The following is a 24,676-nucleotide window of genomic DNA, read 5'->3' as shown; positions in this document are numbered from 1 at the left end:
AGAAGATTTAAGTCCTGAGTTTATCCAGTTTTTTCAGGACTTCCGCAACGGCAACCATCGCAAAGCTTGATGTTACCACCACTGCAGAACCATAGCCTCCACAACGTAGACCCGCACTTGGGCACACCTCTGCGCTCGAAAATGGATTATCGATCGAATAAACGCAAGTGATACCAAATTTCTCTTTTGGCTTTTTACAAATCCCCATTGAACGAAGTTGAGTACGCAACTTTGCCAACATCGGATCTTGCTCGGTCTTCGACAAATCTGCGACACGAATTTTCAGTGGATCCAGCTTACCGCCTGCACCGCCCGAAACAATCAAGGGAATCTTGTTAAAGCGACAATGCAACATCAAGGCAAGCTTGGCTTTGACGTCATCAATACAATCTAAAATGATCGTCGGAACTGGATCTAATATTTCTTTGACATTTTCTGGTGTGAGATAGTCATCAATCACATTCACTTTCATGCGTGGATTAATCTGACGGCAACGCTCTGCCATCACCTCAATTTTCTCTTGTCCCAGTGTTGAACTCATTGCTGGTAATTGACGGTTAATATTCGATGCTGCCACGACATCCATATCCACCAAAGTGAGCTCGCCAATTCCCGTACGTGCCAGTGCTTCGACGGCCCAACTTCCTACACCACCAATTCCGATGACCATGACATGGCTTTGCTCATAATGAGCAAATGCACTTTCTCCATAAATTTTGGCAACACCAGCAAAACGGCGGTCATATTCATCATTTACAGGTACATCGGTCATAACAATGGTGATCTATACAATTCAGCAAAGCACTATTTTAACGTGTTTCACGCTGTTTGGGTTAGGAAGATGAGACTTTGCCCGTGAATTGGTGGCGTCGGCTTAACATCAGCAAAACTACAAAAATAGCAGCACTCAACAATAGCGCCAGTAGATTGGCATTCACCCAGCCCAACTGAGTCAAAATCGGTGCTGGCAGGAAAGCACCTAAAGTTGCGCATAAGGCAATGATTGTTTCATTCATACCTTGTACACGATGCTTTTGCTGTTCATTTAATCCAGCCAGTAAGGTAGAGGCACCAGAATATGCAAAGTTCCAGCCCACACCCAACACAATCAGGGCCGCATTAATATAAAGCCCCTCTTGTCCAAGCATTGGAATCAAAGAGGATAGCATCAGTAAAATAAAACCCGCATAAATCGTACGATGCGTTCCCCAACGTTGAATCAGCTTAGACACAAAGAAAGAAGGAATAAACATGGCCAAGACATGGAGCTGGATAGAGATCGAAGCGTAATGAAATGAATGATGCTCCTTTAAATGCAAGGAGGACATAATCATCATGACATTCATCACATAATAGGCAAATGCCCCACTGATCACAGCCGCGACAATCAGATTAATTGGCAATTTAGCACGCTGTATGGTATCTGCCACAACGTGCTGTGCCTGCTGTAATTTAAATTTCTGATTCCATAAATACAAAATTGGCGATAACAACACAGCCAGTACACTGAAAATTAAATAGATCGCAGTAAAATCAGGTAAGCCTTGTACCTGTTGAAACTGAATCGCTAACATCGGTGCAATCACAGCAGCAACAACACCACCAGAAATGACCATCGCCGTCGCTTTCGGGATTAAATCCGATGCCAGACGATCCGAAGCAGCAAAGCGGTAAAAGTTAGCTGTAGAAATGAATAAACCGAGTGAAAAGTGACTGAGACACAATAAATAAAACTGTTCAGTCTGTAAGGCAAGATAACCAAACACACCTGCCAGAAACAGACAAATGCATCCCAACTGGAACACCAGATATCGCCCTAGCTTTTTCATTAAAAATGAAAAGATAAAGGTGGTCATTAATATCGCTAAAAACTGTAAACCATAGGGCACTGTCGCCAAGGCCTGCGTGGGTGCAAGTTTTAACCCCACAATTGCGGAAACCGTTACCGATAATACTGCTGCAATTAAATTAAATGCTTGTGCAACCAATAAATAATAAACATATCGTGGCAGCTGATTCAAAGCCATCATCCTTAATGATTAATTAAAAACACCTTAACTCTGAACCACTAAAATTTAAACAAAAAAATAAGGAAATTAACCTTTCATTTTTTAACTCTTATTTTAGAGATTAATCCTCTCCTAGCTATATCTTGGTATAAGAACTTAATACAAAAGAGATTTTATTAAAAAAGTAACTAGCCCAACAACCTAACTCAAGTTATTAGAATCCATTGCATCGTAAATAAAAAAGAAACTAGCAAGTATTATTGTATGATTAAAAAAATAATTCATTCGAAAATATGATTATGAATAAACAAGATCAACAAAATATTATCCTATGTATTCCTGGTATCTGGAAAAATCATCAAGACTTATTACATGCTCTCCTTACTCATGACACAGGATATATTTACGCAGGCGTAATTATTAAATCTTTAACCAGTGATTATTTTGCTGAAATTGAAGAATATAAAAATGATCCTAACGTCAGTCAGGTATTTAGGCAACAGAGTATGAATCGTTTTTCAGAGCGAGAATTACAAGAAATCGAACAACATCATATGGTCATTTATGTGATTTGCGAAGCTGGATCAATAGCGTTAGCACAACAAGCTTTATTATTGGGTCAGGCTCTACTCAAAGCGGGTGGCTTAGCCATTAAAATTGAAACATCTGGAATGACTCATCCTCGATCTGATTGGCTAAAGTTCGATGCAGAGAATCTATTTGATTTATATAAGGCATTTATTGCAACTGTTTATGATCAGGACTCCCTTTATTCTTGTGGCATGCATCAATTTGGGAAATCTGATGGATGTATAGATTTAAAAGTAGAACATGCCTCATATATTTTGAATCAGTTTTTACTCTATCTCCTTATAGAAAACCCAACACTTTTAGAGAAACAAACTTTTTCTGTAGAAGAAGGCGCTGAAGTATTAAAACTTCACAGAAAAGAATCGAGTGATTTCTTCGAGAAGGAATCACTGTATTTTAATCGATGGGGTGTTTGGTCATTGAAGCAGAACTTTAGCTTGAAGAAGTTATTCAGATTTAGCTAAATTTTGATGTGAAAAAAAAGCCCTGTAAATTTACAGGGCCTTATCAAACTAAGCAGCAATCAAATTGCGTAATACATAATGTAAGATACCGCCTGCCTTAAAGTATTCTACCTCATTCAAGGTGTCTATTCGACAGAGCACTTTAAATTTGGCCTGACTGCCATCTTCCCGAACCACTTCAACATCGAGTGTCTGATGCGGTTGGATATCATCGGACAAGCCATGAATAGAAATGACTTCATGCCCAGTTAAGTTCAAGGATTGACGAGTTTGTCCATCTACAAATTGCAATGGCAACACGCCCATTCCCACCAGATTCGAGCGGTGGATTCGTTCAAAACTTTCTGCGATAACGGCTTTAACGCCAAGTAAGTTGGTTCCTTTGGCAGCCCAGTCCCGTGAAGAACCTGTACCATATTCCTTACCGGCAATAATGATCAATGGTGTTTGCTGCTGCTGATAACGCATGGCGGCATCATAAATCGCCATCTTTTCGCCTGTTGGGATATAAAGCGTATTACCGCCCTCTTCACCCCCGAGCATCTCATTTTTAATCCGGATATTGGCAAAGGTACCGCGCATCATCACTTCATGGTTACCACGTCGCGATCCATAAGAGTTAAAGTCTTTCGGCTCAACGCCCTGATCCTGTAAATAACGTCCAGCAGGACTATCTTTCTTGATATTACCCGCAGGTGAGATATGGTCCGTTGTAACCGAATCTCCCAGCACAGCCAGAATATTCGCCTGTTCAATATTGCGGATGGCTTTCGGTGGCTGGTTAATTTCCTCAAAAAATGGAGGATGGCGGATATAGGTTGAGTTGTTTTGCCAAGCGTAAGTCTGGCTCTCTGGAATCTGGATCGCTTGCCATGTCGCATCTCCGTCAAAAACCGCGGCATATTCCTTATGGAACATGTCGGTATTCACTTTCTGTAATACGGCATCAATTTCAGACTGACTCGGCCAAATATCTTTTAGATAAACATCTTTCCCATCTTTGCCTTGTCCAATTGGTTGCGTGGTTAAATCGGTACGGATATTGCCTGTTAGGCCATAAGCAACGACTAATGGTGGTGATGCTAACCAGTTGGTTTTCACCAATGGATGCACACGTCCTTCAAAGTTACGGTTTCCTGAAAGTACCGATGCCACATTTAAGTCATGACATTGAATAGCTGCTTCAATCGGTTCAGGTAGCGGCCCCGAGTTGCCGATACAGGTTGTACACCCATATCCCACTAAGTTATAGCCCAATTGATCCAGATAAGGCGTTAAACCTGCTGCTGCCAGATAATCCGTCACCACTTTAGAGCCCGGCGCAAGTGAGCTTTTGACCCAAGGTTTACGCTGCAAGCCTTTTTCAATCGCTTTTTTAGCCAGTAGACCCGCAGCCAGCATCACACTTGGGTTTGAGGTATTGGTACAAGAGGTGATCGCAGAAATGACGACATCACCATCGTTTAAAGGATAAGATTTTCCATCAATGGTACAAGATGGTTCTTCATGCGCAAGATTGGCTTTCTTGGCCTCTACTGCCGTACCGCCACCACCTTCATTTTCCAAACGCTCTTTGGCTTCTTTGGCAGGTTTCAGGTTCAGCTCCATTAAGGCATTAAAGGTTTTTGGTACATCAGACAACAACACCCGATCTTGGGGACGTTTCGGCCCTGCCAGACTGGCTTGCACCGTGCCCATATCCAGACTCAAAGTGTCGGTAAAAACAGGCTCATCGCCTGCATTACGCCACAGCCCCTGAGCTTTACTATATGCTTCCACCAAATCAATACGTTCTTGCTGGCGGCCTGTCAGAGCTAAATAACCGAGTGTGACTTCATCGATTGGGAAGAAACCACAGGTCGCACCATACTCTGGTGCCATATTGGCAATCGTGGCACGGTCTGCCAACGGTAAATCAGCCAGACCATCGCCATAGAATTCAACAAATTTACCCACTACACCTTTTTGACGTAGCATCTGGGTAATGGTCAATACCAGATCGGTTGCAGTAATGCCTTCATTCAATTTACCCGTCAATTTGAAACCAATCACTTCTGGAATCAACATCGATACAGGCTGTCCCAGCATTGCCGCTTCAGCTTCAATCCCACCCACACCCCAACCAAGTACACCCAATCCATTAATCATGGTGGTATGTGAGTCTGTGCCGACCAAAGTATCTGGAAAAGCAAAGTTTTGCCCTTCATCTTCTCCCAGCCACACCGCTTGCGCCAGATACTCCAGATTGACCTGATGGCAAATCCCTGTACCTGGGGGAACAACACTAAAGTTATTAAATGCAGACTGTCCCCAACGCAGGAATTGATAGCGCTCACCATTACGCTGCATTTCAATTTCAACGTTCTCGGCAAAGGCCTGATCATTGGCGAAATAATCCACCATCACCGAATGGTCAATGACCAGATCCACTGGCGAAAGTGGGTTAATACGGTTCGGATCCCCTCCTGCTTGCGCCATTGCTGCACGCATGGCAGCCAGATCAACGACGGCGGGAACACCAGTGAAATCCTGCATCAATACACGGGCAGGACGATATTGAATTTCCTGATCGGAGCGTTTGCTTTTCTGCCAGTCTACCAGCGCCTGAATATGCTCAACTTTTACACTTTTTCCATCTTCAAAGCGCAGTAAATTTTCTAGCAAAACCTTGAGTGATTTGGGTAAACGGTCAATGTTACCCAGTGTCTGCGCGGCTCGGGTGAGGTTAAAAATTTGATAGGATTTCGAACCGACTGTTAGTGTTTGTAATGCATTGAAACTATTGATTTTGCTATATCTGGCCATAAGGTTACCCTCCCAGTATTGGCTGATTGTTTATTATGAAGTTCTTTCTTTAATGTACCCCTGTTTGAAAAAGGATGTGTTCCCTTTTAGTTACCTTATTTTTAACGGGATTATTATTGTGATCCGAGATGTAAGGCGGCACATGAGTTTTGCCAAAGTTGCTGGGCAAGTTGTGCTTGAGGTCGCTCAAGTATTTGCGCCAGACTGTCTAAAACATAAGGTAAATTAACAGGTGTATTGCGGGTTCGATGTTCAGTTGAAGTCTGGCAGCACAACGGCGTCATATCTGGACAATCGGTTTCAATGACCAGATGTTCCGAACCAATGGCATGAACCACCTGATGTAGTTTTTTGGCATTTGGATTGGTAATTTGCCCTGTGATGCCGATTTTAAAACCCAGCTTGATCATGGCTTTGGCTTCTTCAACACCGCCGCTGAAGGCATGCGCAATCCCACCCAATTTGAATTTTTGAGTTTTTAAAATTGCAATCGTATCAGCATGCGCTTTACGGATATGTAATAACACCGGTTTCTGATATTGCTTGGCGAGTTGCAATTGCTCAATAAAATAATGCTGTTGTTTGCTAAATAATTCTGGCTGTTTATGTTCTTTTAAAAAAGTATCCAGACCAATTTCACCCACCGCCACACAATCATGCTGCTGCAAAATCTGTTCTAAATCTTGTAAATGTTCTGGCTGATGTTGTTCGATATAAAATGGATGTAATCCAGGCGCAAGATAAGACTGCGGCACATTCTCCCAGCTTTGTAATTGCTGATGCGTCTGGATCAGGTCATTAAATCTTGATTGTAGAAATCCGATTAATACCAATGCATCGACCCCAACCCGCTTGGCCTGCTCAGCCAGATGTTGCCGATCATGATCGAAATCGGCAACATCAAAATGGGTATGGGTATCGAACAGTTGCATTAGGGCTTACTTTTTCTCATTTGCGACAGGTGTAGATGCAGCTGGCGCGTCCACTTTTGGTAAATATTCAGGTTTTAATACTCCTTGTAATTCACTAAATGGAATCACCAAACGCGGTAAACCCACCACATAAGGGCCAATGTCATATTCACCATATTGCAGGATCAAGCCCTGTTCGCCCAATAAGAAATTATCTGTCAGCTGAAATGGCCAAGCCTGCTCATATTCTTTAGGATCAGTAGCTAGCTTTGAATCCACAATCCATGTTTTAAATGCTTCATGTGCCAGCTTCTCTAAAGTCGCTTTTTGTTTTGGCAATAACAGATCATGCAACTGAACCTGTTTCTGATTTGCCAAATCAAAGTTGTAATAACGTTGTGAGGTTGCGCCATGCGCTCCGCCTAAATAACTGCTGCTATTGAGCACCACTGTTGCTAGCTTACCTTTCGGCTGTAGGATCTTCGGCTTGATCATTAAGCTGATTTGATGGCTACTACTTAAGGCTTTCAGCTCTTCATCAATTTTGACAAATGAATCTGCATATAACTGCGCCTGACTGTCCAGATCTGATTTAGATTCAGTGTTTTTGGGTGTTGAAGCCGCAGGTGTATCTGCATCAACTACCTCTAGCATCCGACCAAGCTGGTTAAGAATTTGTTGATCCAGTAATTGATCGATAAATGGGAAATTACTTTGCAAGCGTTCAACAGTAAAGTCTGGGCAGGTATTGCCTTTGCATTCAGGTAATTTCACCTGAATCTTAACCGTTTCCCCTTGTAAAACAGGTTCAGCCTGTTGCTGTACCGCAGGTGGATTTTGCGGCTTATCCTGTGATTCTTTTGGCTCTGATTTCGGCTGGCATGCTGCAAGCAAAACAGCACATGCAAGAACACTATATTTATAAAATGTTTTCATCTGAGACCTATAAGCATTGTTATTACACAAGATTTTTAAATGCTATCGAAGTTAGTGCAAAACTGCTAGAAGCACATGCAATTTCTATACGAAACTCAAAAAAGCTGTTCTAAACGGAATCAAAACATGCGTTGATAAATTTCAGCTTGCAGCATTTTTTGAGTCTGTTCAGTGGTTAAATAAATATCCAGTTGTGGGGCATCTTTACTGATTTCATTGGCACGATAATGTAAGCCAATGCCTTCCCCGTCAAAGAACCAGTCTGCTTGCCCCCAATACAGTTTTTTCGGTACCTGTTTTTTTACTTCTGCAGATTGTTTTGCAATCCATTGTTGATAATGCGCCTGAACAATTTCGTTTAATGCATTTTGCTGGTCTTTCTGGATCACATCCAGTACGCTGAGACTCTTTTGTAGCTTACGATCAGCAACAAAGAAATAGAAGCGATCTTTCACTGCCATATCTTCTTGCTGGGCATTAACTCCAACTTGTAACAGTACATATTGATTGCGCTGTGAAGCGATTCGGGTATTCAGATGCAGTTCATAGGCCTTATTTTTTGAATACTTGTCCTGCCACTCATCTGACTTTTTCACATAGGCATTAATGGCTTGTTGCAAGGTCAGATTTTTATCCAGTTCAATCTGTTGCTGGATCACTTTGGACTGATTTTTTGCAATCCATGCATTTAGCCATTCATCCTGAGTCTTTACCGTCTGGATATCGACATCAATACAGTTTTTCTTTTCACAAAATGGCAAAGCATAGTCTGCCTTGGCCTCTTTCATATTTAAGTAAGGCAGGACTTCTGCTTTTTCGACAGGTGCCGTAGCCTGTTTTCTTTCGGCGGTATCAGCTTTATTTTTATCTGGATGATCACATGCGGTTAAAGCCATCATTCCAATCAAGACACTGACAGCAAAAAGTGGTTTTAAAGCATTCATCTCATCATCCTTTATTTTTAGATCGTTCAATTAAAAACAGCCTCTAATTAGAAGCTGTTTTTATGCAATTTAGTGTTCTCGTGTGTTACGGAACTGGATATCAGGCCAACGTTCTTGCATCAACTGCAAGTTTACACGGCTTGGCGCCAAATAAGTTAAGTGACCGCCACCATCAACAGAAAGCTGATCATGCGCCTTTTTCTTAAACTCATTCAGGATTTTGTCATCATCACAGTGAATCCAGCGTACCGTATGAACACTCACAGGCTCATAAATACAGTCCACTTTATATTCTTCTTTTAAGCGATATGCGACCACATCAAACTGTAACACACCGACTGCACCAACAATCAGGTCATTACTAATTTGTGGCATAAACACCTGTGTTGCACCTTCTTCAGATAACTCTTTCAAACCTTTTTGCAATTGCTTCGATTTCAAAGGATCTTTCAAACGTACACGGCGGAACATTTCAGGTGCGAAGTGTGGAATACCGGTAAAGTGTAAGTTTTCACCGCTGGTAAAGGTATCACCAATCTGAATCGTACCGTGGTTGTGCAAACCAATGATATCACCAGGCCAAGCTTCTTCCAGATGCTCACGCTCACCCGCAAGGAAGGTCAATGCATCACTAATACGCACGTCTTTACCGATACGTACATGATTCATTTTCAAGCCTTTTTCATATTTACCTGAGCAAATACGCATGAAGGCAATACGGTCACGGTGTTTCGGGTCCATATTGGCCTGAATCTTAAAGACAAAGCCTGTGAAACCTTCTTCTTTCGCTTCAACTACACGTTCTTGGGTTGGATGCGCTTTAGGTTCTGGTGCCCAGTTAATAAAGGTATCCAAAACATGGTCAACCGCGAAGTTACCCAATGCGGTACCAAAAAGCACAGGCGTTTGCTTGCCTTGTAAGAATAATTCACGATCTAGTGGTTCATTGGCCATTTGAACCAGCTCAAGAGATTCTTCAAAAGAAGCCCATGCCAACTCACCCACTTTTTCACGGATATCTGGATGATCATAACCATCACGAACATCGATATCGGTAATGGTTGAACCAAAACCAGCCTTATAGACATAAAGCTTGTCTTCAAGCAGGTTATATACACCTGCAAAGTCACGTCCCATACCCAAAGGCCATGTGATTGGTACACAACGGATGTTTAGAACATTTTCAATTTCATCCAGTAACTCTAATGGCTCACGGATTTCACGGTCCATTTTGTTCACGAATGAAATGATTGGCGTGTCGCGCATACGACACACTTCCATCAATTTAATGGTACGTTCTTCGACACCTTTTGCACCGTCGATCACCATCAATGCAGAGTCAACCGCCGTTAAGGTACGGTATGTATCTTCCGAGAAGTCTTCATGTCCCGGCGTATCCAGCAAGTTGATCGTGTGCTTTTTATAAGGAAACTGCATCACTGACGTGGTAATCGAGATGCCACGCTCTTTTTCCATTTCCATCCAGTCAGATGTGGCAGAACGGTCAGACTTACGGCTTTTTACCATCCCAGCAACCTGAATTGCCTTACCCCATAACAACAGTTTTTCTGTCATGGTGGTCTTACCAGCATCGGGGTGGGAAATGATCGCAAAAGTCCTGCGACTTGCGACTTCTTTAGCTAATTGCTCTTTAAACATAGGGAAAATCTTCAATATGTACACAGTTATGTACACATTTATAAATATGTACTTGAACTGAAAAAGTGGTAATTCAAAATTGGCGCAATTGTAGCAGATTTAGAGAAGATATTGATTGATTGTTGGTAGATCTTGAGTTATCCACATCACAGTTAAAATCCACCTTATTTATTAACCTTTTATGACAATCTCATCATCAAAAGCTCACTTTATATTCAGCAGAATTTTTTAGCCATATACTCCCTTTGCCTAAAAATCGTTAAGGACATAAGAGTGAGTAAATCAGTACTTTTAGCTGAGCTAAATGCGATGATTGACCATTATTTTATAAGAAATGGCTCTCAACCGACTCAAATCCTACTTGGCTATAAAGCCTATACAGAGCTGATGCAAGATCAAAGTTTTGCAAATGAAATCACAAACTCAGCCCTTGATCCCAATAAACGTAAGTATAAAAAACTAAAAATTAAAGTGACCAAAGACGATCATCAACTGGAACTCGAGTAACCCGATACCTACCGCTCCAAGCGGAGCATCTAATCAACCCAATCCTGAGCTAACATTCTCCAATTTGCCCACTCTATTGATTTAGGTAATACTGAATAAAATGAGTAAGACCTCTCAATCCAATGAATCAAAAAAGCATATCCATTGTGCTCATTCCCGGCTTTATGTTAGACGAATCACTTTGGGATGAACTTATTCCACTGCTCCCAGAAACATGGAATATCAGGAGAGCCAATTTATTACAGGGTGAGACAATTGCTGAAATTGCTCAGAACATTGCAAAAGATGCGCCTAAGGAATTTATACTCGTCGGGTTTTCATTAGGCGGTTATATTGCCCGATCTTTAACTGAACAATTTCCAGAGAAAGTTTCTAGCTTAATTCTTATTGCCTCATCTTTACGACCTGACACAGAAGAACAAAAACAACAAAAGCTCACCGCGATTCGACTCAGCACCAAAGAAAAATTTCATGGTTTGAGTTCAATTTCTATCGCCAAAACCCTCCATCCATCGGATGCACAAAATAAGCTGCTCATTAAACGCATTCAAAAAATGGGGATCAACCTTGGTTATGAGGCTTTCGTAAGGCAATCTCTATTAAATAGAAAATGTGGAGATATTAATAAAATAAGCTGCCCAACACTTATTATCTCCGCTGCCCAAGATCAACTCCGCTCAAAAGAAGAAGCACTGGAGCTTACTCATAAAATTCGTGATTCAAAATTAGCAGTAATCGAAAATTCTGGACATATGATCCCCCTTGAACAGCCTGAACAATTGGCTCAGATCATTTCAGAATGGATCAACCAATAAGTACGAATGACTCCAATCAATTGAGGTCTGAATTTCTAAACCAGTTTTTCCATGAACTGGTATAGCGGGTTTCAATTGAAATCGCTGGGATCAATTTGCTTCTTAAAACCTCGGTTTGATCTATGCTTTTTGCCAATCGGGCTTTGACTGAATGGATACATTCACGATCCCCAAATTCACATCGATCTAGGGTTGTGCCGCCACATGGACCATTGGCAAGACCTTTGGGGCAGGTTTCAGGGCAGATATAAAGCGTATCATCCAGTCGGCAGTGACCACAGCTTTCGCAACCCACCAACTGTTGTTTGCTCCAATGTTCCATTTTCAATAAAAGATGCTGCGGTCGCGGTTTATTCCAGAAATTAGCTTTAAAAATAAAACGTCCAACGCCTAAGGCAGCGTGAGAAGCAAAAAAAATGTGGTGCATTAAATGCATTTTCTTATATTTAAGAATTTGAATCTGGGAAACAGGTTTTGAAAAAGTGGACAGCTCAGGTTTAAGCTCAAGGCCTGAATCCATTTTCCACAGGTCTTTCCATGCTTTTTCACAAGCCGCTAAAGACCAATTTTCAAATTGATTTAAAAACCGCTCCAGTTTCTGTTGCTCTTGTGGCTTATGACAAGCCGATAAATGCACACCAACATAACCGAGATGTTTACAGATCAGGATCTGCAATGCACAACGCGCGTAGACATTTGCTTCCGCCTGAACAGGATCCGCCGCATACTCACGCTCAAGAACATCCACAATATGTGGAGCAATCACCAGTCCAGCGATCTGATTTTTCACCATAAATTGCGCGCGTTTTAAGGTTAGTGGCATCACGCAGGCAATTAAAGGAAATTGTTTATAATTCTGAGAGATAAAGGATTGGCTGTGCTGAAGACAATCCAGATCAAATCCAAGCTGAGTAATGAGAAAATCCGCACCCGCTTTTATCTTTTTATGCAATTTTAGATATTGGGCATCCTGCTCAGCCTCAGTATATTTAAATGGATTAAAAGCCACTCCAATATTAAACACATTCCGTTGTTTAGCTGCCATCACAGCACTCACAGACTCTAAATAACGAGAGCGTTGTGCAGGAATTTCCCGCCCAAAATTATGGTTCTTCAGCTTATCTCCAGTTAATAAAAGAAGATTGTGATATCTCTGCTGCTCTGCCTGATCGAGAAAGTGTTCAAATTCTTTAATATCCCGCCCTTTACCTGAAAAATGTAGAAGTTTTTCAATTTCAGAAGAATATCTTTGTGCCAATTCTAATGGCGCTGGATCTTCGTCACTGTGCACGCGATCGGCCAAAGTCATCATTGCCGGAAAGCCAGCCAGACTTTTTGTTACAGCCAAGGTATCACGCTTAGAGCAAAGATATTCCACCAGAATACAGAATCGTTTCTGCTCTAAACACTGAGAAAATAAAGACATAATGAAAGAGATTTAAAAAGGAAGAAGTCAGGCAAATACTGCTGGCCTGAAATTATAAGTGATACGCTTTGAAAGTAAACCTCAGAATAATTTCAGGTTCAGTGGCTTCAAATTATAGGCACGCTATCGTCGTGAAATGCCCGCTACGCTTAATGAAACACACAAACATGAATTTTACTCACTTTCCATTGAAACAAAATCATTTTTATTCATGTCATGTTTCAAGTATAAATTAGCTCATGCTCTTCATACGAGACAATCTGAGGGTTGATTCTGATGGAACTGCTTCGGCAAACATCAGAACAGACTGAAATCCGATTGACTGGGAAGATCCAAAAAATTGGAACATCCAGAAAGGGCAACACAGAAATAAGGTTTTATCTCAGAAATTAGGGTATCAGATCATCATGAGCAAAGAGTTTACATTTACGATTAAGCGCATTAGTTTCGATGAAAACTATCAGCCCTCAGACAATACGCGTATCACCACCAACTTTGCCAATCTGGCGAGAGGTGAAAGTCGTCAAGAGAATCTGCGCAATACCTTAAAGATGATTAACAATCGTTTTAATAGTCTGGCGCATTGGGATAACCCGACAGCAGACCGTTATTCTGTTGAGCTTGAAATTATTTCAGTTGATATTGATGTTGAAGGCAAAGGTGAAACCTTCCCTACCATTGAAATCCTGAAAACAAATATTGTTGATCATAAAAACAATCAACGCATTGATGGCATTGTAGGAAACAATTTTTCTTCATATGTCCGTGATTATGATTTTAGCGTATTACTGCTAGAACATAATAAAGATAAACCGAAATTTAGCCTTCCAGAAAACTATGGCGAGCTACATGGGAAAATCTTTAAATCATTCTTGGACTCAAAAACGTATAGCAGTAATTTCCAGAAATCTCCTGTAATTTGCCTGAGTGTTTCGAGCAGTAAGACTTATCATCAAACTGCAAATCAGCATCCGGTCTTGGGGGTTGAATATCAACAAGATGAATATTCTTTAACGGATCAATATTTCGAGAAAATGGGCTTGAAGGTTCGCTATTTCATGCCGCCAAATAGCGTTGCACCGTTAGCGTTTTATCATCGCGGGGATCTACTTGATGATTACACTGATCTTGAACTGATCGGCACCATTAGCACGATGGAAACTTTCCAGAAAATCTATCGTCCAGAAATCTATAACGCGAATTCGGCAGCAGGAAAAACCTACCAGCCAAGCTTAAAGCATCAGGACTATTCATTAACACGTATTGTTTATGACCGGGAAGAACGCAGCCAGTTGGCGATTAAACAAGGCAAATTTACTGAAGAACAGTTCATCAAGCCTTATCAAACGATTCTTCAGCAATGGGCTGCAAACTAATTACTTTATTCACCTAGATAAACAAGATTATTGATTATGAAAATATTATTACCAACTTCAACTGCTGGCAGCTTACCGAAACCTTCTTGGCTGGCAGAGCCAGAAAAACTTTGGTCACCTTGGAAGTTGCAAGATGAGCAATTAATTGAAGGCAAACAGGATGCATTGCGTCTGTCCTTACAAGAACAACGCCATGCAGGGATTGATATTGTCAGCGATGGCGAGCAAACCCGCCAACACTTTGTCACCACCTTCATTGAACATCTTGATGGGGTCGACTTTGAAAAACGCGAAACGGTCCGAATCCGTAACCGCTATGATGCAAGCGTGCCTTCGGTCGTCGGTGCCGTATCTCGCCAAAAACCAGTATTTGTTGAAGATGCCAAGTTTTTACGCCAGCAAACCAATCAACCAATCAAATGGGCACTGCCTGGCCCAATGACCATGATTGATACACTTTATGATGGTCACTATAAAAGCCGTGAAAAACTGGCTTGGGAATTTGCCAAAATCCTGAATCAGGAAGCAAGAGAACTAGAAGCTGCTGGCGTCGATATTATTCAATTTGATGAGCCTGCATTTAATGTATTCTTTGATGAAGTAAATGACTGGGGTGTAGCGACTCTAGAGCGTGCACTGGAAGGGCTGAAATGTGAAACGGCCGTACACATTTGCTACGGTTACGGCATCAAAGCCAATACCGACTGGAAAAAAACACTCGGTTCAGAATGGCGCCAATACGAAGAAGCCTTTCCGAAGTTACAACAATCTAAAATCGATATCATCTCACTCGAGTGTCAGAACTCGCGTGTGCCAATGGATCTGATTGAACTAATTCGCGGCAAAAAAGTAATGGTCGGTGCGATTGATGTTGCAACCAATCAGATTGAAACACCTGAAGAAGTTGCCAATACGCTCCGTAAAGCACTTCAGTTTGTTGATGCCGACAAGCTTTACCCGTCAACCAACTGTGGTATGGCGCCTTTATCACGTCGCGTCGCGACAGGTAAACTGCATGCCTTAAGCACTGGTGCAGAAATCGTTCGAAAAGAGCTATCAGCTTAATATTTACCAATCTCTTGAGGGTTAAGGGTTACATAAACTAGCCCTTAACCTCCTCAAAAGATCAGGTTCAATTTGGGAATAAAGTGATGATTGAAGCGACAGACTTTAGAAATGCAATGTCTTTGTTAACCAGTGCCGTCAATGTCATTACCACGGCTGGCCTGTCTGGTCGTTATGGATTCACGGCCTCTGCTGTGTGTAGCGTTACCGACACGCCTCCGACATTATTGGTCTGCATGAATAAAGCATCGAGTTCCCATACACATTTTGTGGAAAATAAAAACCTCACCGTAAATGTGTTAAGCGCTCAGCATGAACATATTTCTAAAGCGTTTTCATCCCGATTAAGCCCAGAAGAAAGATTCAAACATGGTATCTGGACAGAATTAGAAACAGGTGCACCAGTCTTAGAAGATGCGCTGGTCAATTTTGATTGTGAAATCGAGCAGATTCAAGAAGTCGGAACCCATACCATCTTTATTTGTCGTATTGTGGCGATTAAGAAAAGCCATCATGATCAAAGTCTGGTTTATTTTAATCGTGCTTATCATCAAGTGGGGCTGACGGAAATCGCTTAACTTCAGCTTTTGTATCAATCCTATTTCCGCCTTAAATTAAAATCTTCTGTTTAGCACTCCACCTAATGTGGATATGTCTTCATTTATCCACAAGTGCACCCCTGCTGATCTTCAATGGCTCATCATCTTCTTTGCAGAATATCTATCATCCAACTTGAGAACCGCCAGTCAAACGCGATGACTTTAGCTTATTGCCTGATTCAGTTAGGATGAAGTAGGTTTCGAAACATCATCTCTTCTGTTGCATTCTTAAAAGAGTAAAAAATATGTCACAACAAGATTTTGAAAATGGATTAAAAGTTCGTACTGAAGTTATGGGCGAATCATTTGTAAAGCGTGCACAAGACAATACCGTGCCTTTCACACAACCGTTACAAGACTGGATTAATGAACATGCTTGGGGATCAACTTGGCAACGCGAAGGTGTATTACCACGTAAATATCGCTCTCTAGTGACAATCGCTTTCTTAACCGCACTGAAAAGTCCAACTGAACTCAAAGGACATATTCGTGGAGCTTTAAACAATGGCGCCAGTGTAGAGGAAATTCAGGAAGTCTTATTACATAGCCTGCCATATTGCGGCGCACCTGCAACTCAGGAAGCCTTTAGAGCAGCACTTGAAGTGATTAATGAATATCAAAATGATCTATAAGGAGTTTTTTATTATCTTTTCAATAAAATATAAATTTATTTTCTAAAAAAGCCCTTATACATTAAGGGCTTTTTAAATATGTTGTGTAAACTTTAAAAGATGATGCTATTCCAGAATAATGGCTTGTTTTAGCGATGGATAACGTAATCAGTCTCTTAGGTATACTTTTATACCGTTTACTTAATTATCATTAAAATAATGTTTTTTAATGATTTTAATAAAAGAATCGGCTTGATCAATGCCTATATACTGAGAGATCACGACACCAACATTTAAATGTAGAGAAAAATCATCTAACTCAATAACTTCTAAATCACTATTTTCTAATGAGAATTTATCGAAAAAAGGTTTAGGAAAGACACCTAAGCCTTCACCTTTCAAAATACTTTGTAATTGAAATTCAACGCCAAAGATTTCTTTGTTGATATAAAATCCTAACTGCTTATCGTATAAAACTTTAGCCAAACTTTCTCTGAAGCAACATCCTTCTGGATGTAAAATCCAACCTTTTTTACTACATTTTTCCAAACTATTATATTTATAAGCTTCTCCTTTTTTACCCACAATCACAAAAGGAAGTGTTCCAATCTTTGAGAAATTTATATTTTCCGGAAGCTCGAGGTTTGATGGAATCATCAATGCAGCCAGATCAATTTCACCCTCGTGAATTTGTTGAACCAGACTACGTCCCCAACCACTCGAAATATCAATTTCAGAAAGATGAGTCACCTGTTTCGATTCATAGATAACGGTATCCAATAAATCATCAATCAGTGTTTGTGGTATTCCAATCTTTACTACTTTTTCAAAAATTTCATTGTTTTCATAGTGAAAACTTTTGAGTAATTCTAATTGCTTTAAGATAAAGCATCCTTTGAAGTAAACTTTTTCCCCTAACCGTGTCAACTGCAGGGGGCGCGTTTTTCTATTTAGTAGCGCACCTTTTACTTTTCCTTCAACATTATAAATGCGCTTGGTGACTGTTGATTGCTTCACGCCTAACTTCTCTGAAGCAATCGTTATTGATTGATTATCAACAACGTATATAAAAGCTTTTAGATCCCTAATATCCAAATTTATACACCTCACAATAGTTACCTGAAATACTTTCTAAATTGGCCAGGTGAGCACCCTGTCCAACCCCTAAAAGCACGTGTAAATGCGCTGTGCTCTGTGTAACCTAACGTATACGCGATATCAGATAGGCTCACATCTTTATCTTGCAGTAAAATTAATGCTTTTTCATATCTTTTTTGTTTGACGAGCGCTTTAAATTCCTCGCCTTCAGTGATTATTTTTTTAGATAACACTCGTGGTGTTAATCTCATTTTTTTTGCAACTTTGAAAAGATAAGGCTCTCCTTCTGACAATGTCTCATTGATTTGTTCATTTACCTTTTCAATAAAACCAACAGAGTCTTTGTGTCCTCGTGGATATAATCTAAAAAAATCCTCGATACTGAACTCATCAAAGGTTTTACAAACCGTAGTAAAATCAAATATCTGCCTTGAGCACAATGAAGTTTTATAAATATCATCAAGACCTGACTCTAGAATACAATGCGTACTTTCCATATTGAGATGATCAAGTAAATATTTAATGCTTTTTTCAAATTCCTTAAGTAAAAACTCCCGACTTAATACATCACATCGATAGATCAATACCACTCTAAAATAATCTAAAGATAATTTATTAATTATAGAAAAAAAGGTCTCTACCTCTAACAGAAAAAAGATAACTGCATGTTTTAGCTCTTTATTTCCAATTTCAATAATATGCAGCTTTATATTTTTTTCACTATGTGAAAAAGTATGAAACATATTATTTATCTCATTTTCATCTCTTACTAAAGCGTAACAGACTTTTAAAATCGATCTTAAACAGTTTAGAACAACAGAACAAACATTTTAGGAAAATTAAATAAAAATATAATGAACTGTACATTCACTTTCATGTAGAACAAAACGATGATAAATATATTTAATTTATATAATTCAGATTCTTATTAAAATAAATCCTCAACACTTATGGCTTATTGATATAAAAGCGCAATCTTATTGGCCTGTCTTGTTTCAATAAACCATAAGCAATGTATTCAACTGAATTAAAAATTCTAACTTATCAATCCCTGACACCCATCTTCTTTCCAAGATAGACGTTCAGCAATATATTCTTTATTAAAATCAATACGTAATTCACACCGTTTATAATCCTGTGTATTCGGTACACGAATATCCAGCACGTAATTCCATGTTTTAACAGCAAACAATCCTTCATTAAAATGCGGATTTCCAAGCAGATGGCGAAGCTGATCCTTATTCAGTCCGACATCTAAACGGGCAACGTCGTTATATTCATAACGTTTTACCTGTTTCAGATAACTCTTGTTTATTTCTGGGAAAGTGATTTCCTGAGATTGTTCTAATCCTGCTTGAGCTTCCGTATTTGCCTGACTATTAAATGCAATGCCCGCAAGTGCAATCATCATTAAAGTTTGAATCTTATTCATATCTGTTCTCACTTCTTTATTGTTGGGAAGAAAGGAGAACCTGACGGCTCTCCTTCATAGATAAATTTAGGATTAATCAAATGAACCACTTAAGCCAACACGGAAACTTGGATCACCTTGCGATGCGGCTGCAACACCACCTGAAAGAGACCAACGTCCATTATCGGCTGTCTTACGCAGCGTGACACCAACTGCATTTTCTCCACCGTGATAAGCCGCGCCCACTGCATAGGTATATTTACCCGCAAGATAAGGTGCTGCTTCCAACGCCATTGCTGCCGCAATACCAGCATTGGCATGCTTTTTAACATCATCAATACGTTGGTTGGTATCGTAGAAAGCCTGTTGCATTTGATCACTCAAGTTCGTCACACGGTCATCAATCGCACCCAACGCATCACCAACATTGTTATAACTGCCACCTGCAACGTTGTAGCTCGGTCCTTTCCAGCCTTTCTCTGGGTCATAACCTGCTCCACCTCCCAACGCAGCACCAACATCTTCATAGGATTGATGTAACTGGCCACCATTGATCGCTTCTTGTGAGCCTTTCTCAATCCGTCCGTCTGCAACACCTTTCACTTTCTTACCGCCAGCATTAATGCCATCGGTTGTCATGCTCGGGCCTTTTTCTCCGTTCGGACCTGTAACGCTCACACCGTCTCCTGTGATCGTCGTTGAACCGTTGTCTCCTTTGACATTAACCTGTCCAGCATTGACTTGATCAGCTTCAACTTCTTTCACCTTGATCTTGTCTTCTAAACCAACTTCGTAGTCTGTGCTGCCATCATCGTTCTTACGTGCTGTCACCTTGACGTTATCATCACCTTTGCTCACCGTTGATTTCGCACCTTTGGCCTCGTTCTTAACAGAAGCGATTGCATCGTTGATGTTGTCATGACCTGTTCCACCGACATCTTTGGTGTTGATCGTGCCGTCTTCATTGACGGTGGTGTTGCCTCCAATCGCATCGCGAACGCTATCCGTGATGTCTTTGACCTGACCGCCGTTGATGGCATCTTTCGAGCCTTCTGCAATCGTTCCGTCTTCAACACCTGTGATTTTCTTGTCACCTGCATCGATGCCGTCTTTGGTCACACTTGGGCCACCTTCGATGTGTAAGCCATCTCCATCTACTCGGGTATCGCCAGCAGTCACACTGTCCACTTCCATATCTGGTGAGGTTGATACTTCGTAGTCCGTACTGCCATCCGCATTCTTGCTTTCTTTCACCACAATGTTTTTGCCTTCACTCACCGTTGATTTGGCTTTTTCTGCTGCATCGCGGACTGAGTCAATCGCATCATGGACGTTGTCTTTGCCTGTGTTACCCACATTGCTGGTGTTGATCGTACCGTCATCATTGACTGTGGTATTGCCACCAATTGAGTTTGCAACGCTGTCCGATACGCCTCTGAGCTGACTACCGTTAATCGCGTCTTGGGAATCCGCGGCAACTCGTCCTGCTGCGACGCCACCAATTACGGTATTGCCTGCATTAATGCCGCCTGCGGTAATGCTTGGTCCGATGTTGTTGCCCATTGGATCAACGAAGCTGAGGCCACCTTGGTTCAGAACAGTACCATTACCGTCTTTGTCTTGCAGGGTGATGCCTTTCGCTCCGTATTCTGCTTCATTACCTTCGCCATCTTTGACTTGGGTGCCTTTGGCAGTGAGTACGGTTTCGTTGCCTTCGTCATCGGTTGAGGTCACGCTGTCGAACTTCACGTCTTTGGCAGTAGCAACTTCATAGTTGGTGCTGCCATCGGCATTTTTGGTTTCGCTGACAACGATGTTGTCACCTTCGGTCACTGTGGTTTTCGCCGCTTTCGCTGCATCGCCCACTGCGCCAATGGCATCATTGATGTTGTCTTTGCCTGTACCACCAAGATTTGGATTGGTGTATTTGCCGGTGTTCGGATCATAGGTGGTGTTACCACCAATGATGTTTTTCACACCTTCGCCTTGAGCATGAAGCTGGCTGCCGTTGATGGCATCGGTTGAGTCTGGGCTCACCGTACCTGGGGCAACATTGGTGAGTTTTTTACCGCCTGCATCAATGCCCTCTTTGGTCACGCTTGGACCACCTGCAATGGTCAATCCATCTGTGTTGATGACGGTATCGCCCGCAGTCACGCTGTCCACTTTCAGGTCACGGTTCAGGCTGTACTTGATGTCATTGCCTTCTTTGCTGACCTGTAGGTTTTCCTCGCCATCTGCTGTACCGATATCAACGGTGTCACCCGCTTTCACCGCAGCTGCATTTTCACCATTGCTTTGTAGTGTCCAGCCTTTGTCTAATGCGGTAATCGCATCGCCGACATTGTTCACATCAGTGCCATTCACGGTATAAGTCGGATTTGAAATTGCACCAGTTCTTGGATCGAAGGTTGCACCTCCCCCTAAACCATCAGCTGTGCTTTCACCTAAATGATTCAACTTATCATCAGATGCTTGAGCAACTTGATCTAATTGACCTTTATTAACGGCATCTGTACCATCTGTGCCTTCGGCAACATTGGTAATTTTGTTATTACCCGCATCAATACCAGACCGAGTAACACTAGGACCACCCGCAATGGTTAGTCCTTCGTTGTTGATGACCGTATCACCAGCAGTGACGCTGTCTACTTTCAGATCACGGTTCAGGCTGTACTTGATGTCATTGCCTTCTTTGCTGACCTGTAAGTTTTCTTCGCCATCTGCTGTACCGATATCAACGGTATCGCCCGCTTTCACAGCACCTGCATTGGCACCATTGGTTTGCAATGTCCAACCTTTATCCAGCTCAGCTAATGCATCACCGACATTATTGACGTTATTACCATTCACATTGTAATTTGGCGCACTAACTGTACCGTCTGGATTGACAGTTGAACCACCACCCAAGGCATCTGATACGCTTTGTGCTGTACCTGCCAATTGGCTACCATTGATGGCATCCGTTGAATCAGGATTCACATCACCTGCTGCAACACCACTGATTTTGCCTGTTGTGCCATCAATGCTCACGCCACCGACTTTCACCGAATCAAAGTTCACATCGCGTGCAGTCGCAACTTCATAATTGGTACTGCCATCAGCATTCTTCGTTTCGCTGACAACGATGTTATCGCCTTCAGTCACTGTGGTTTTGGCAGCTTTCGCAGCTTCGCCAACAGCACCAATCGCATCATTCAGATTGTCTTTGCCCGTGCCACCGATATTCGGGTTGGTATAACGACCAGTTTCTGGATCATAGGCAGTGTCACCACCGATAATGTTCTTCACGCCTTCGCCTTGAGCGTATAACTGACTACCGTTAATCGCTTCAGTTGAATCTGAACTCACCGTACCCGCAGTCACACCACTGATTTTACCTGTTGCACTATCAATGTTCACGTCACCAACTTGCACCGAGTCAAAGTTCACATCACGTGCTGTTGCAACCTCATAGTTGGTACTACCATCAGCATTAGTTGATTCAGTCACAACAATATTGTCACCTTCAGTCACCGTAGTTTTTGCCTTGGTTGCAGCTTCGCCAACAGCGCCAATGGCATCATTCAGGTTGTCCTTGCCCGTACCACCAATGTTTGGATTGGTATAGCGACCAGTTTCTGGATCATAGGCAGTGTCACCACCAATGATGTTCTTCACACCTTCGCCTTGGGCATGGAGCTGACTGCCGTTGATCGCTTCAGTTGAATCGGCACTCACCGTACCCGCAGTCACACCACTGATTTTACCTGTCGCACCATCAATGTTCACGTCACCAACTTGCACCGAGTCAAAGTTCACATCACGTGCAGTTGCAACTTCATAGTTGGTACTGCCATCGGCATTGGTTGATTCAGTGACAACCATGTTGTCACCTTCAGTCACTGTAGTTTTCGCCTTGGTTGCAGCTTCGCCAACCGCACCGATGGCATCATTCAGGTTATCTTTGCCTGTGCCACCAATGTTTGGATTGGTATAGCGACCAGTCTCTGGATCATAAGCAGTGTCACCACCGATAATGTCTTTCACACCTTCGCCTTGCGCGTGTAACTGACTACCGTTGATCGCCTCTTTCGAGTCGGCAGCGACTTCGCCCTCAGCGACATTGGTAATTTTCTCACCACCCGCATCAATACCTGTACGGCTCACACTTGGCCCAACTGGTGCACCTGATGCATCTGTAAATGCCAGACCTGTACCATTCAGAATCGTACTATTGCCTTGAACATCTTTGATAGTCGTACCCGCAGCTGTCGTTGCCGTGCTATTGCCTTGAGCATCTTTAACAATGGTTCCACCAGCCACCATTGTGGTTGAGTTGCCAACAGCATCTTTAACCTCGACACCACTATTATCCAGACGGGTATCGCCTGCAGTGACGCTATCTACTTTCAAATCACGGTTCAGACTGTATTTAATATCATTACCGTCTTTCGCGACTTGTAAGTTTTCTTCGCCATCTACTGTACCAATGTCAACAGGATCTCCTGCTTTCACTGCACCAGCATTTTCACCATTGCTTTGTAATGTCCAGCCTTTGTCTAATGCGGTGATCGCATCCCCCACATTATTGACATCACTACCATTCACCGTATAGGTCGGACTCGAAATGGCGCCAGTAACTGGATCATAGGTTGAACCTCCGCCTAAACCGCTGGCCGTACTTTCGCCCAATTTACTGGTACGGTTATCATTACCAGCGACTACCTGATCAAGCTGATCTTTATTAACCGCATCTGTGCCCTCTGTTCCTGCCGCAACATTGGTAATTTTATTGCCAGCTGCATCAATGCCATCTTTGGTGATACTTGGACCACCTACAATGGTCAGTCCTTCATTGTTAATGACAGTATCGCCAGCAGTCACACTATCCACTTTCAAGTCACGGTTCAGGCTGTATTTAATGTCATTACCATCTTTCGCGACTTGTAGATTTTCTTCACCGTCGACTGTACCAATATCAACGGTATCGCCAGCTTTGACTGCTGCTGCATTTTCACCATTGGTCTGTAAGGTCCAACCTTTATCCAGTTCAGCAATGGCATCACCTACATTGTTGACATCATTGCCATTTACGCTGTAATTCGGATTTGAAATAGCGCCAGTTTCTGGATCATAAGTTGAGCCGCCACCTAATGCATTCGCAGTACTTTCACCTAACTTACTATTACGAGCATCATTATCTGCGACAACTTGGTCTAACTGGTCTTTATTAACCGCATCTGTGCCTTCAGTTCCTTCTGCAACATTGGTAATTTTATTACCGCCTGCATCGATACCAGACTTAGTGACACTTGGACCACCCGCAATGGTTAGTCCTTCGTTATTGATGACCGTATCGCCAGCAGTCACGCTATCCACTTTTAGGTCACGGTTCAGGCTGTACTTGATGTCATTGCCTTCTTTCGCAACCTGTAGATTTTCTTCGCCATCTGCTGTGCCAATGTCA

Annotated in this window: 18 protein-coding genes and 1 pseudogene; 7 read left to right on the top strand and 12 right to left on the bottom strand. The window is 42.0% G+C overall.

Annotated features, from left to right (window positions below; all coding sequences use genetic code 11):
* Positions 1-7: 7 nt before the first annotated feature.
* Complete coding sequence (locus tag IEV36_RS16940; protein WP_004774601.1) at positions 8-772, bottom strand: tRNA threonylcarbamoyladenosine dehydratase; 765 nt, start codon at positions 770-772, stop codon at positions 8-10.
* 61 nt (positions 773-833) lie between these two features.
* Positions 834-2,027, bottom strand: coding sequence for an MFS transporter (locus IEV36_RS16935; RefSeq protein WP_032863721.1), 1,194 nt, complete (start codon positions 2,025-2,027; stop codon positions 834-836).
* A gap of 275 nt (positions 2,028-2,302) precedes the next feature.
* Here IEV36_RS16935 and IEV36_RS16930 point away from each other — a divergent pair, with 275 nt between their 5' ends.
* Positions 2,303-3,064 carry a DUF4261 domain-containing protein gene (locus tag IEV36_RS16930; protein ID WP_005255147.1) on the top strand — a complete coding sequence of 254 codons (762 nt, stop codon included), beginning with the start codon at positions 2,303-2,305 and terminating at the stop codon, positions 3,062-3,064.
* 48 nt (positions 3,065-3,112) lie between these two features.
* Here IEV36_RS16930 and acnA read toward each other — a convergent pair whose 3' ends face one another.
* From acnA to IEV36_RS16905, 5 genes are all read right to left on the bottom strand, one after another.
* A complete protein-coding gene (gene acnA / locus IEV36_RS16925) occupies positions 3,113-5,869 on the bottom strand; it encodes an aconitate hydratase AcnA (RefSeq protein ID WP_005255150.1) in 2,757 nt (918 codons plus the stop codon).
* Between the two features lie 113 nt (positions 5,870-5,982).
* Positions 5,983-6,801, bottom strand: a complete 819-nt coding sequence (locus tag IEV36_RS16920) for a TatD family hydrolase (RefSeq protein ID WP_005255151.1) — start codon at positions 6,799-6,801, stop codon at positions 5,983-5,985.
* A gap of 6 nt (positions 6,802-6,807) precedes the next feature.
* Positions 6,808-7,716, bottom strand: a complete 909-nt coding sequence (locus tag IEV36_RS16915) for an RsiV family protein (RefSeq protein ID WP_005255152.1) — start codon at positions 7,714-7,716, stop codon at positions 6,808-6,810.
* 119 nt (positions 7,717-7,835) lie between these two features.
* Positions 7,836-8,660: a hypothetical protein gene (locus tag IEV36_RS16910; RefSeq protein ID WP_171067960.1), complete on the bottom strand. Its 825-nt coding sequence runs from the start codon at positions 8,658-8,660 to the stop codon at positions 7,836-7,838.
* 69 nt (positions 8,661-8,729) lie between these two features.
* Positions 8,730-10,319, bottom strand: coding sequence for a peptide chain release factor 3 (locus tag IEV36_RS16905; protein ID WP_005255155.1), 1,590 nt, complete (start codon positions 10,317-10,319; stop codon positions 8,730-8,732).
* Between the two features lie 273 nt (positions 10,320-10,592).
* On the opposite strand from IEV36_RS16905, the gene IEV36_RS16900 reads away from it, so the two are divergent.
* Positions 10,593-10,826 carry a hypothetical protein gene (locus tag IEV36_RS16900; protein ID WP_005255156.1) on the top strand — a complete coding sequence of 78 codons (234 nt, stop codon included), beginning with the start codon at positions 10,593-10,595 and terminating at the stop codon, positions 10,824-10,826.
* 122 nt (positions 10,827-10,948) lie between these two features.
* Complete coding sequence (locus tag IEV36_RS16895) at positions 10,949-11,641, top strand: alpha/beta fold hydrolase (protein ID WP_005255159.1); 693 nt, start codon at positions 10,949-10,951, stop codon at positions 11,639-11,641.
* A 16-nt stretch (positions 11,642-11,657) separates the two neighbouring features.
* Here the strand turns inward: IEV36_RS16895 and IEV36_RS16890 are convergent, their stop codons facing one another.
* Complete coding sequence (locus tag IEV36_RS16890) at positions 11,658-13,067, bottom strand: methylenetetrahydrofolate reductase C-terminal domain-containing protein (RefSeq protein WP_005255161.1); 1,410 nt, start codon at positions 13,065-13,067, stop codon at positions 11,658-11,660.
* A gap of 407 nt (positions 13,068-13,474) precedes the next feature.
* On the opposite strand from IEV36_RS16890, the gene IEV36_RS16885 reads away from it, so the two are divergent.
* The 4 genes from IEV36_RS16885 (at position 13,475) to IEV36_RS16870 (ending at position 16,739) form a co-directional block, all read left to right on the top strand.
* Positions 13,475-14,443, top strand: a complete 969-nt coding sequence (locus tag IEV36_RS16885) for a DUF1852 domain-containing protein (protein WP_005255163.1) — start codon at positions 13,475-13,477, stop codon at positions 14,441-14,443.
* A 36-nt stretch (positions 14,444-14,479) separates the two neighbouring features.
* The gene (locus IEV36_RS16880; RefSeq protein ID WP_005255165.1) at positions 14,480-15,508 is read left to right on the top strand and encodes a methionine synthase; all 1,029 of its coding nucleotides are present in this window, start codon (positions 14,480-14,482) and stop codon (positions 15,506-15,508) included.
* 86 nt (positions 15,509-15,594) lie between these two features.
* Positions 15,595-16,086, top strand: a complete 492-nt coding sequence (locus IEV36_RS16875; protein ID WP_005255168.1) for a flavin reductase — start codon at positions 15,595-15,597, stop codon at positions 16,084-16,086.
* 266 nt (positions 16,087-16,352) lie between these two features.
* On the top strand, positions 16,353-16,739 hold the full coding sequence (locus IEV36_RS16870) for a carboxymuconolactone decarboxylase family protein (protein WP_005255170.1): 387 nt from the start codon (positions 16,353-16,355) through the stop codon (positions 16,737-16,739).
* Between the two features lie 180 nt (positions 16,740-16,919).
* On the opposite strand, the gene IEV36_RS16865 is transcribed toward IEV36_RS16870, so the two are convergent.
* The 4 genes and pseudogenes from IEV36_RS16865 to IEV36_RS16850 form a co-directional block, all read right to left on the bottom strand.
* Positions 16,920-17,813: a LysR family transcriptional regulator gene (locus tag IEV36_RS16865; protein ID WP_005255172.1), complete on the bottom strand. Its 894-nt coding sequence runs from the start codon at positions 17,811-17,813 to the stop codon at positions 16,920-16,922.
* A gap of 20 nt (positions 17,814-17,833) precedes the next feature.
* Positions 17,834-18,559, bottom strand: coding sequence for a helix-turn-helix domain-containing protein (locus IEV36_RS16860; protein WP_004774577.1), 726 nt, complete (start codon positions 18,557-18,559; stop codon positions 17,834-17,836).
* A gap of 296 nt (positions 18,560-18,855) precedes the next feature.
* Positions 18,856-19,248 (bottom strand): annotated as a pseudogene (locus tag IEV36_RS16855) (outer membrane protein assembly factor BamE); the annotation flags it as partial.
* A 72-nt stretch (positions 19,249-19,320) separates the two neighbouring features.
* The coding region (locus tag IEV36_RS16850; RefSeq protein WP_188393555.1) for a YadA-like family protein at positions 19,321-24,676 on the bottom strand (5,356 nt) is incomplete at its 5' end.

This window comes from Acinetobacter vivianii (assembly GCF_014635885.1).
In the GTDB taxonomy this organism is placed as follows: domain Bacteria; phylum Pseudomonadota; class Gammaproteobacteria; order Pseudomonadales; family Moraxellaceae; genus Acinetobacter; species Acinetobacter vivianii.
This window is presented reverse-complemented; position numbering and strand designations above follow the sequence as displayed.

What these genes read in the sequence shown, in the direction of transcription:
- IEV36_RS16910 (WP_171067960.1), bottom strand. Translation starts at nt 8,660, where the DNA reads ATGAATGCTTTAAAACCACTTTTTGCTGTCAGTGTCTTGATTGGAATG.
- IEV36_RS16890 (WP_005255161.1), bottom strand. Translation starts at nt 13,067, where the DNA reads ATGTCTTTATTTTCTCAGTGTTTAGAGCAGAAACGATTCTGTATTCTG.
- IEV36_RS16905 (WP_005255155.1), bottom strand. Translation starts at nt 10,319, where the DNA reads ATGTTTAAAGAGCAATTAGCTAAAGAAGTCGCAAGTCGCAGGACTTTT.
- acnA (WP_005255150.1), bottom strand. Translation starts at nt 5,869, where the DNA reads ATGGCCAGATATAGCAAAATCAATAGTTTCAATGCATTACAAACACTA.
- IEV36_RS16880 (WP_005255165.1), top strand. Translation starts at nt 14,480, where the DNA reads ATGAAAATATTATTACCAACTTCAACTGCTGGCAGCTTACCGAAACCT.
- IEV36_RS16930 (WP_005255147.1), top strand. Translation starts at nt 2,303, where the DNA reads ATGATTATGAATAAACAAGATCAACAAAATATTATCCTATGTATTCCT.
- IEV36_RS16940 (WP_004774601.1), bottom strand. Translation starts at nt 772, where the DNA reads ATGACCGATGTACCTGTAAATGATGAATATGACCGCCGTTTTGCTGGT.
- IEV36_RS16885 (WP_005255163.1), top strand. Translation starts at nt 13,475, where the DNA reads ATGAGCAAAGAGTTTACATTTACGATTAAGCGCATTAGTTTCGATGAA.
- IEV36_RS16920 (WP_005255151.1), bottom strand. Translation starts at nt 6,801, where the DNA reads ATGCAACTGTTCGATACCCATACCCATTTTGATGTTGCCGATTTCGAT.
- IEV36_RS16935 (WP_032863721.1), bottom strand. Translation starts at nt 2,027, where the DNA reads ATGGCTTTGAATCAGCTGCCACGATATGTTTATTATTTATTGGTTGCA.
- IEV36_RS16860 (WP_004774577.1), bottom strand. Translation starts at nt 18,559, where the DNA reads ATGTTTCATACTTTTTCACATAGTGAAAAAAATATAAAGCTGCATATT.
- IEV36_RS16915 (WP_005255152.1), bottom strand. Translation starts at nt 7,716, where the DNA reads ATGAAAACATTTTATAAATATAGTGTTCTTGCATGTGCTGTTTTGCTT.
- IEV36_RS16870 (WP_005255170.1), top strand. Translation starts at nt 16,353, where the DNA reads ATGTCACAACAAGATTTTGAAAATGGATTAAAAGTTCGTACTGAAGTT.
- IEV36_RS16875 (WP_005255168.1), top strand. Translation starts at nt 15,595, where the DNA reads ATGATTGAAGCGACAGACTTTAGAAATGCAATGTCTTTGTTAACCAGT.
- IEV36_RS16895 (WP_005255159.1), top strand. Translation starts at nt 10,949, where the DNA reads ATGAATCAAAAAAGCATATCCATTGTGCTCATTCCCGGCTTTATGTTA.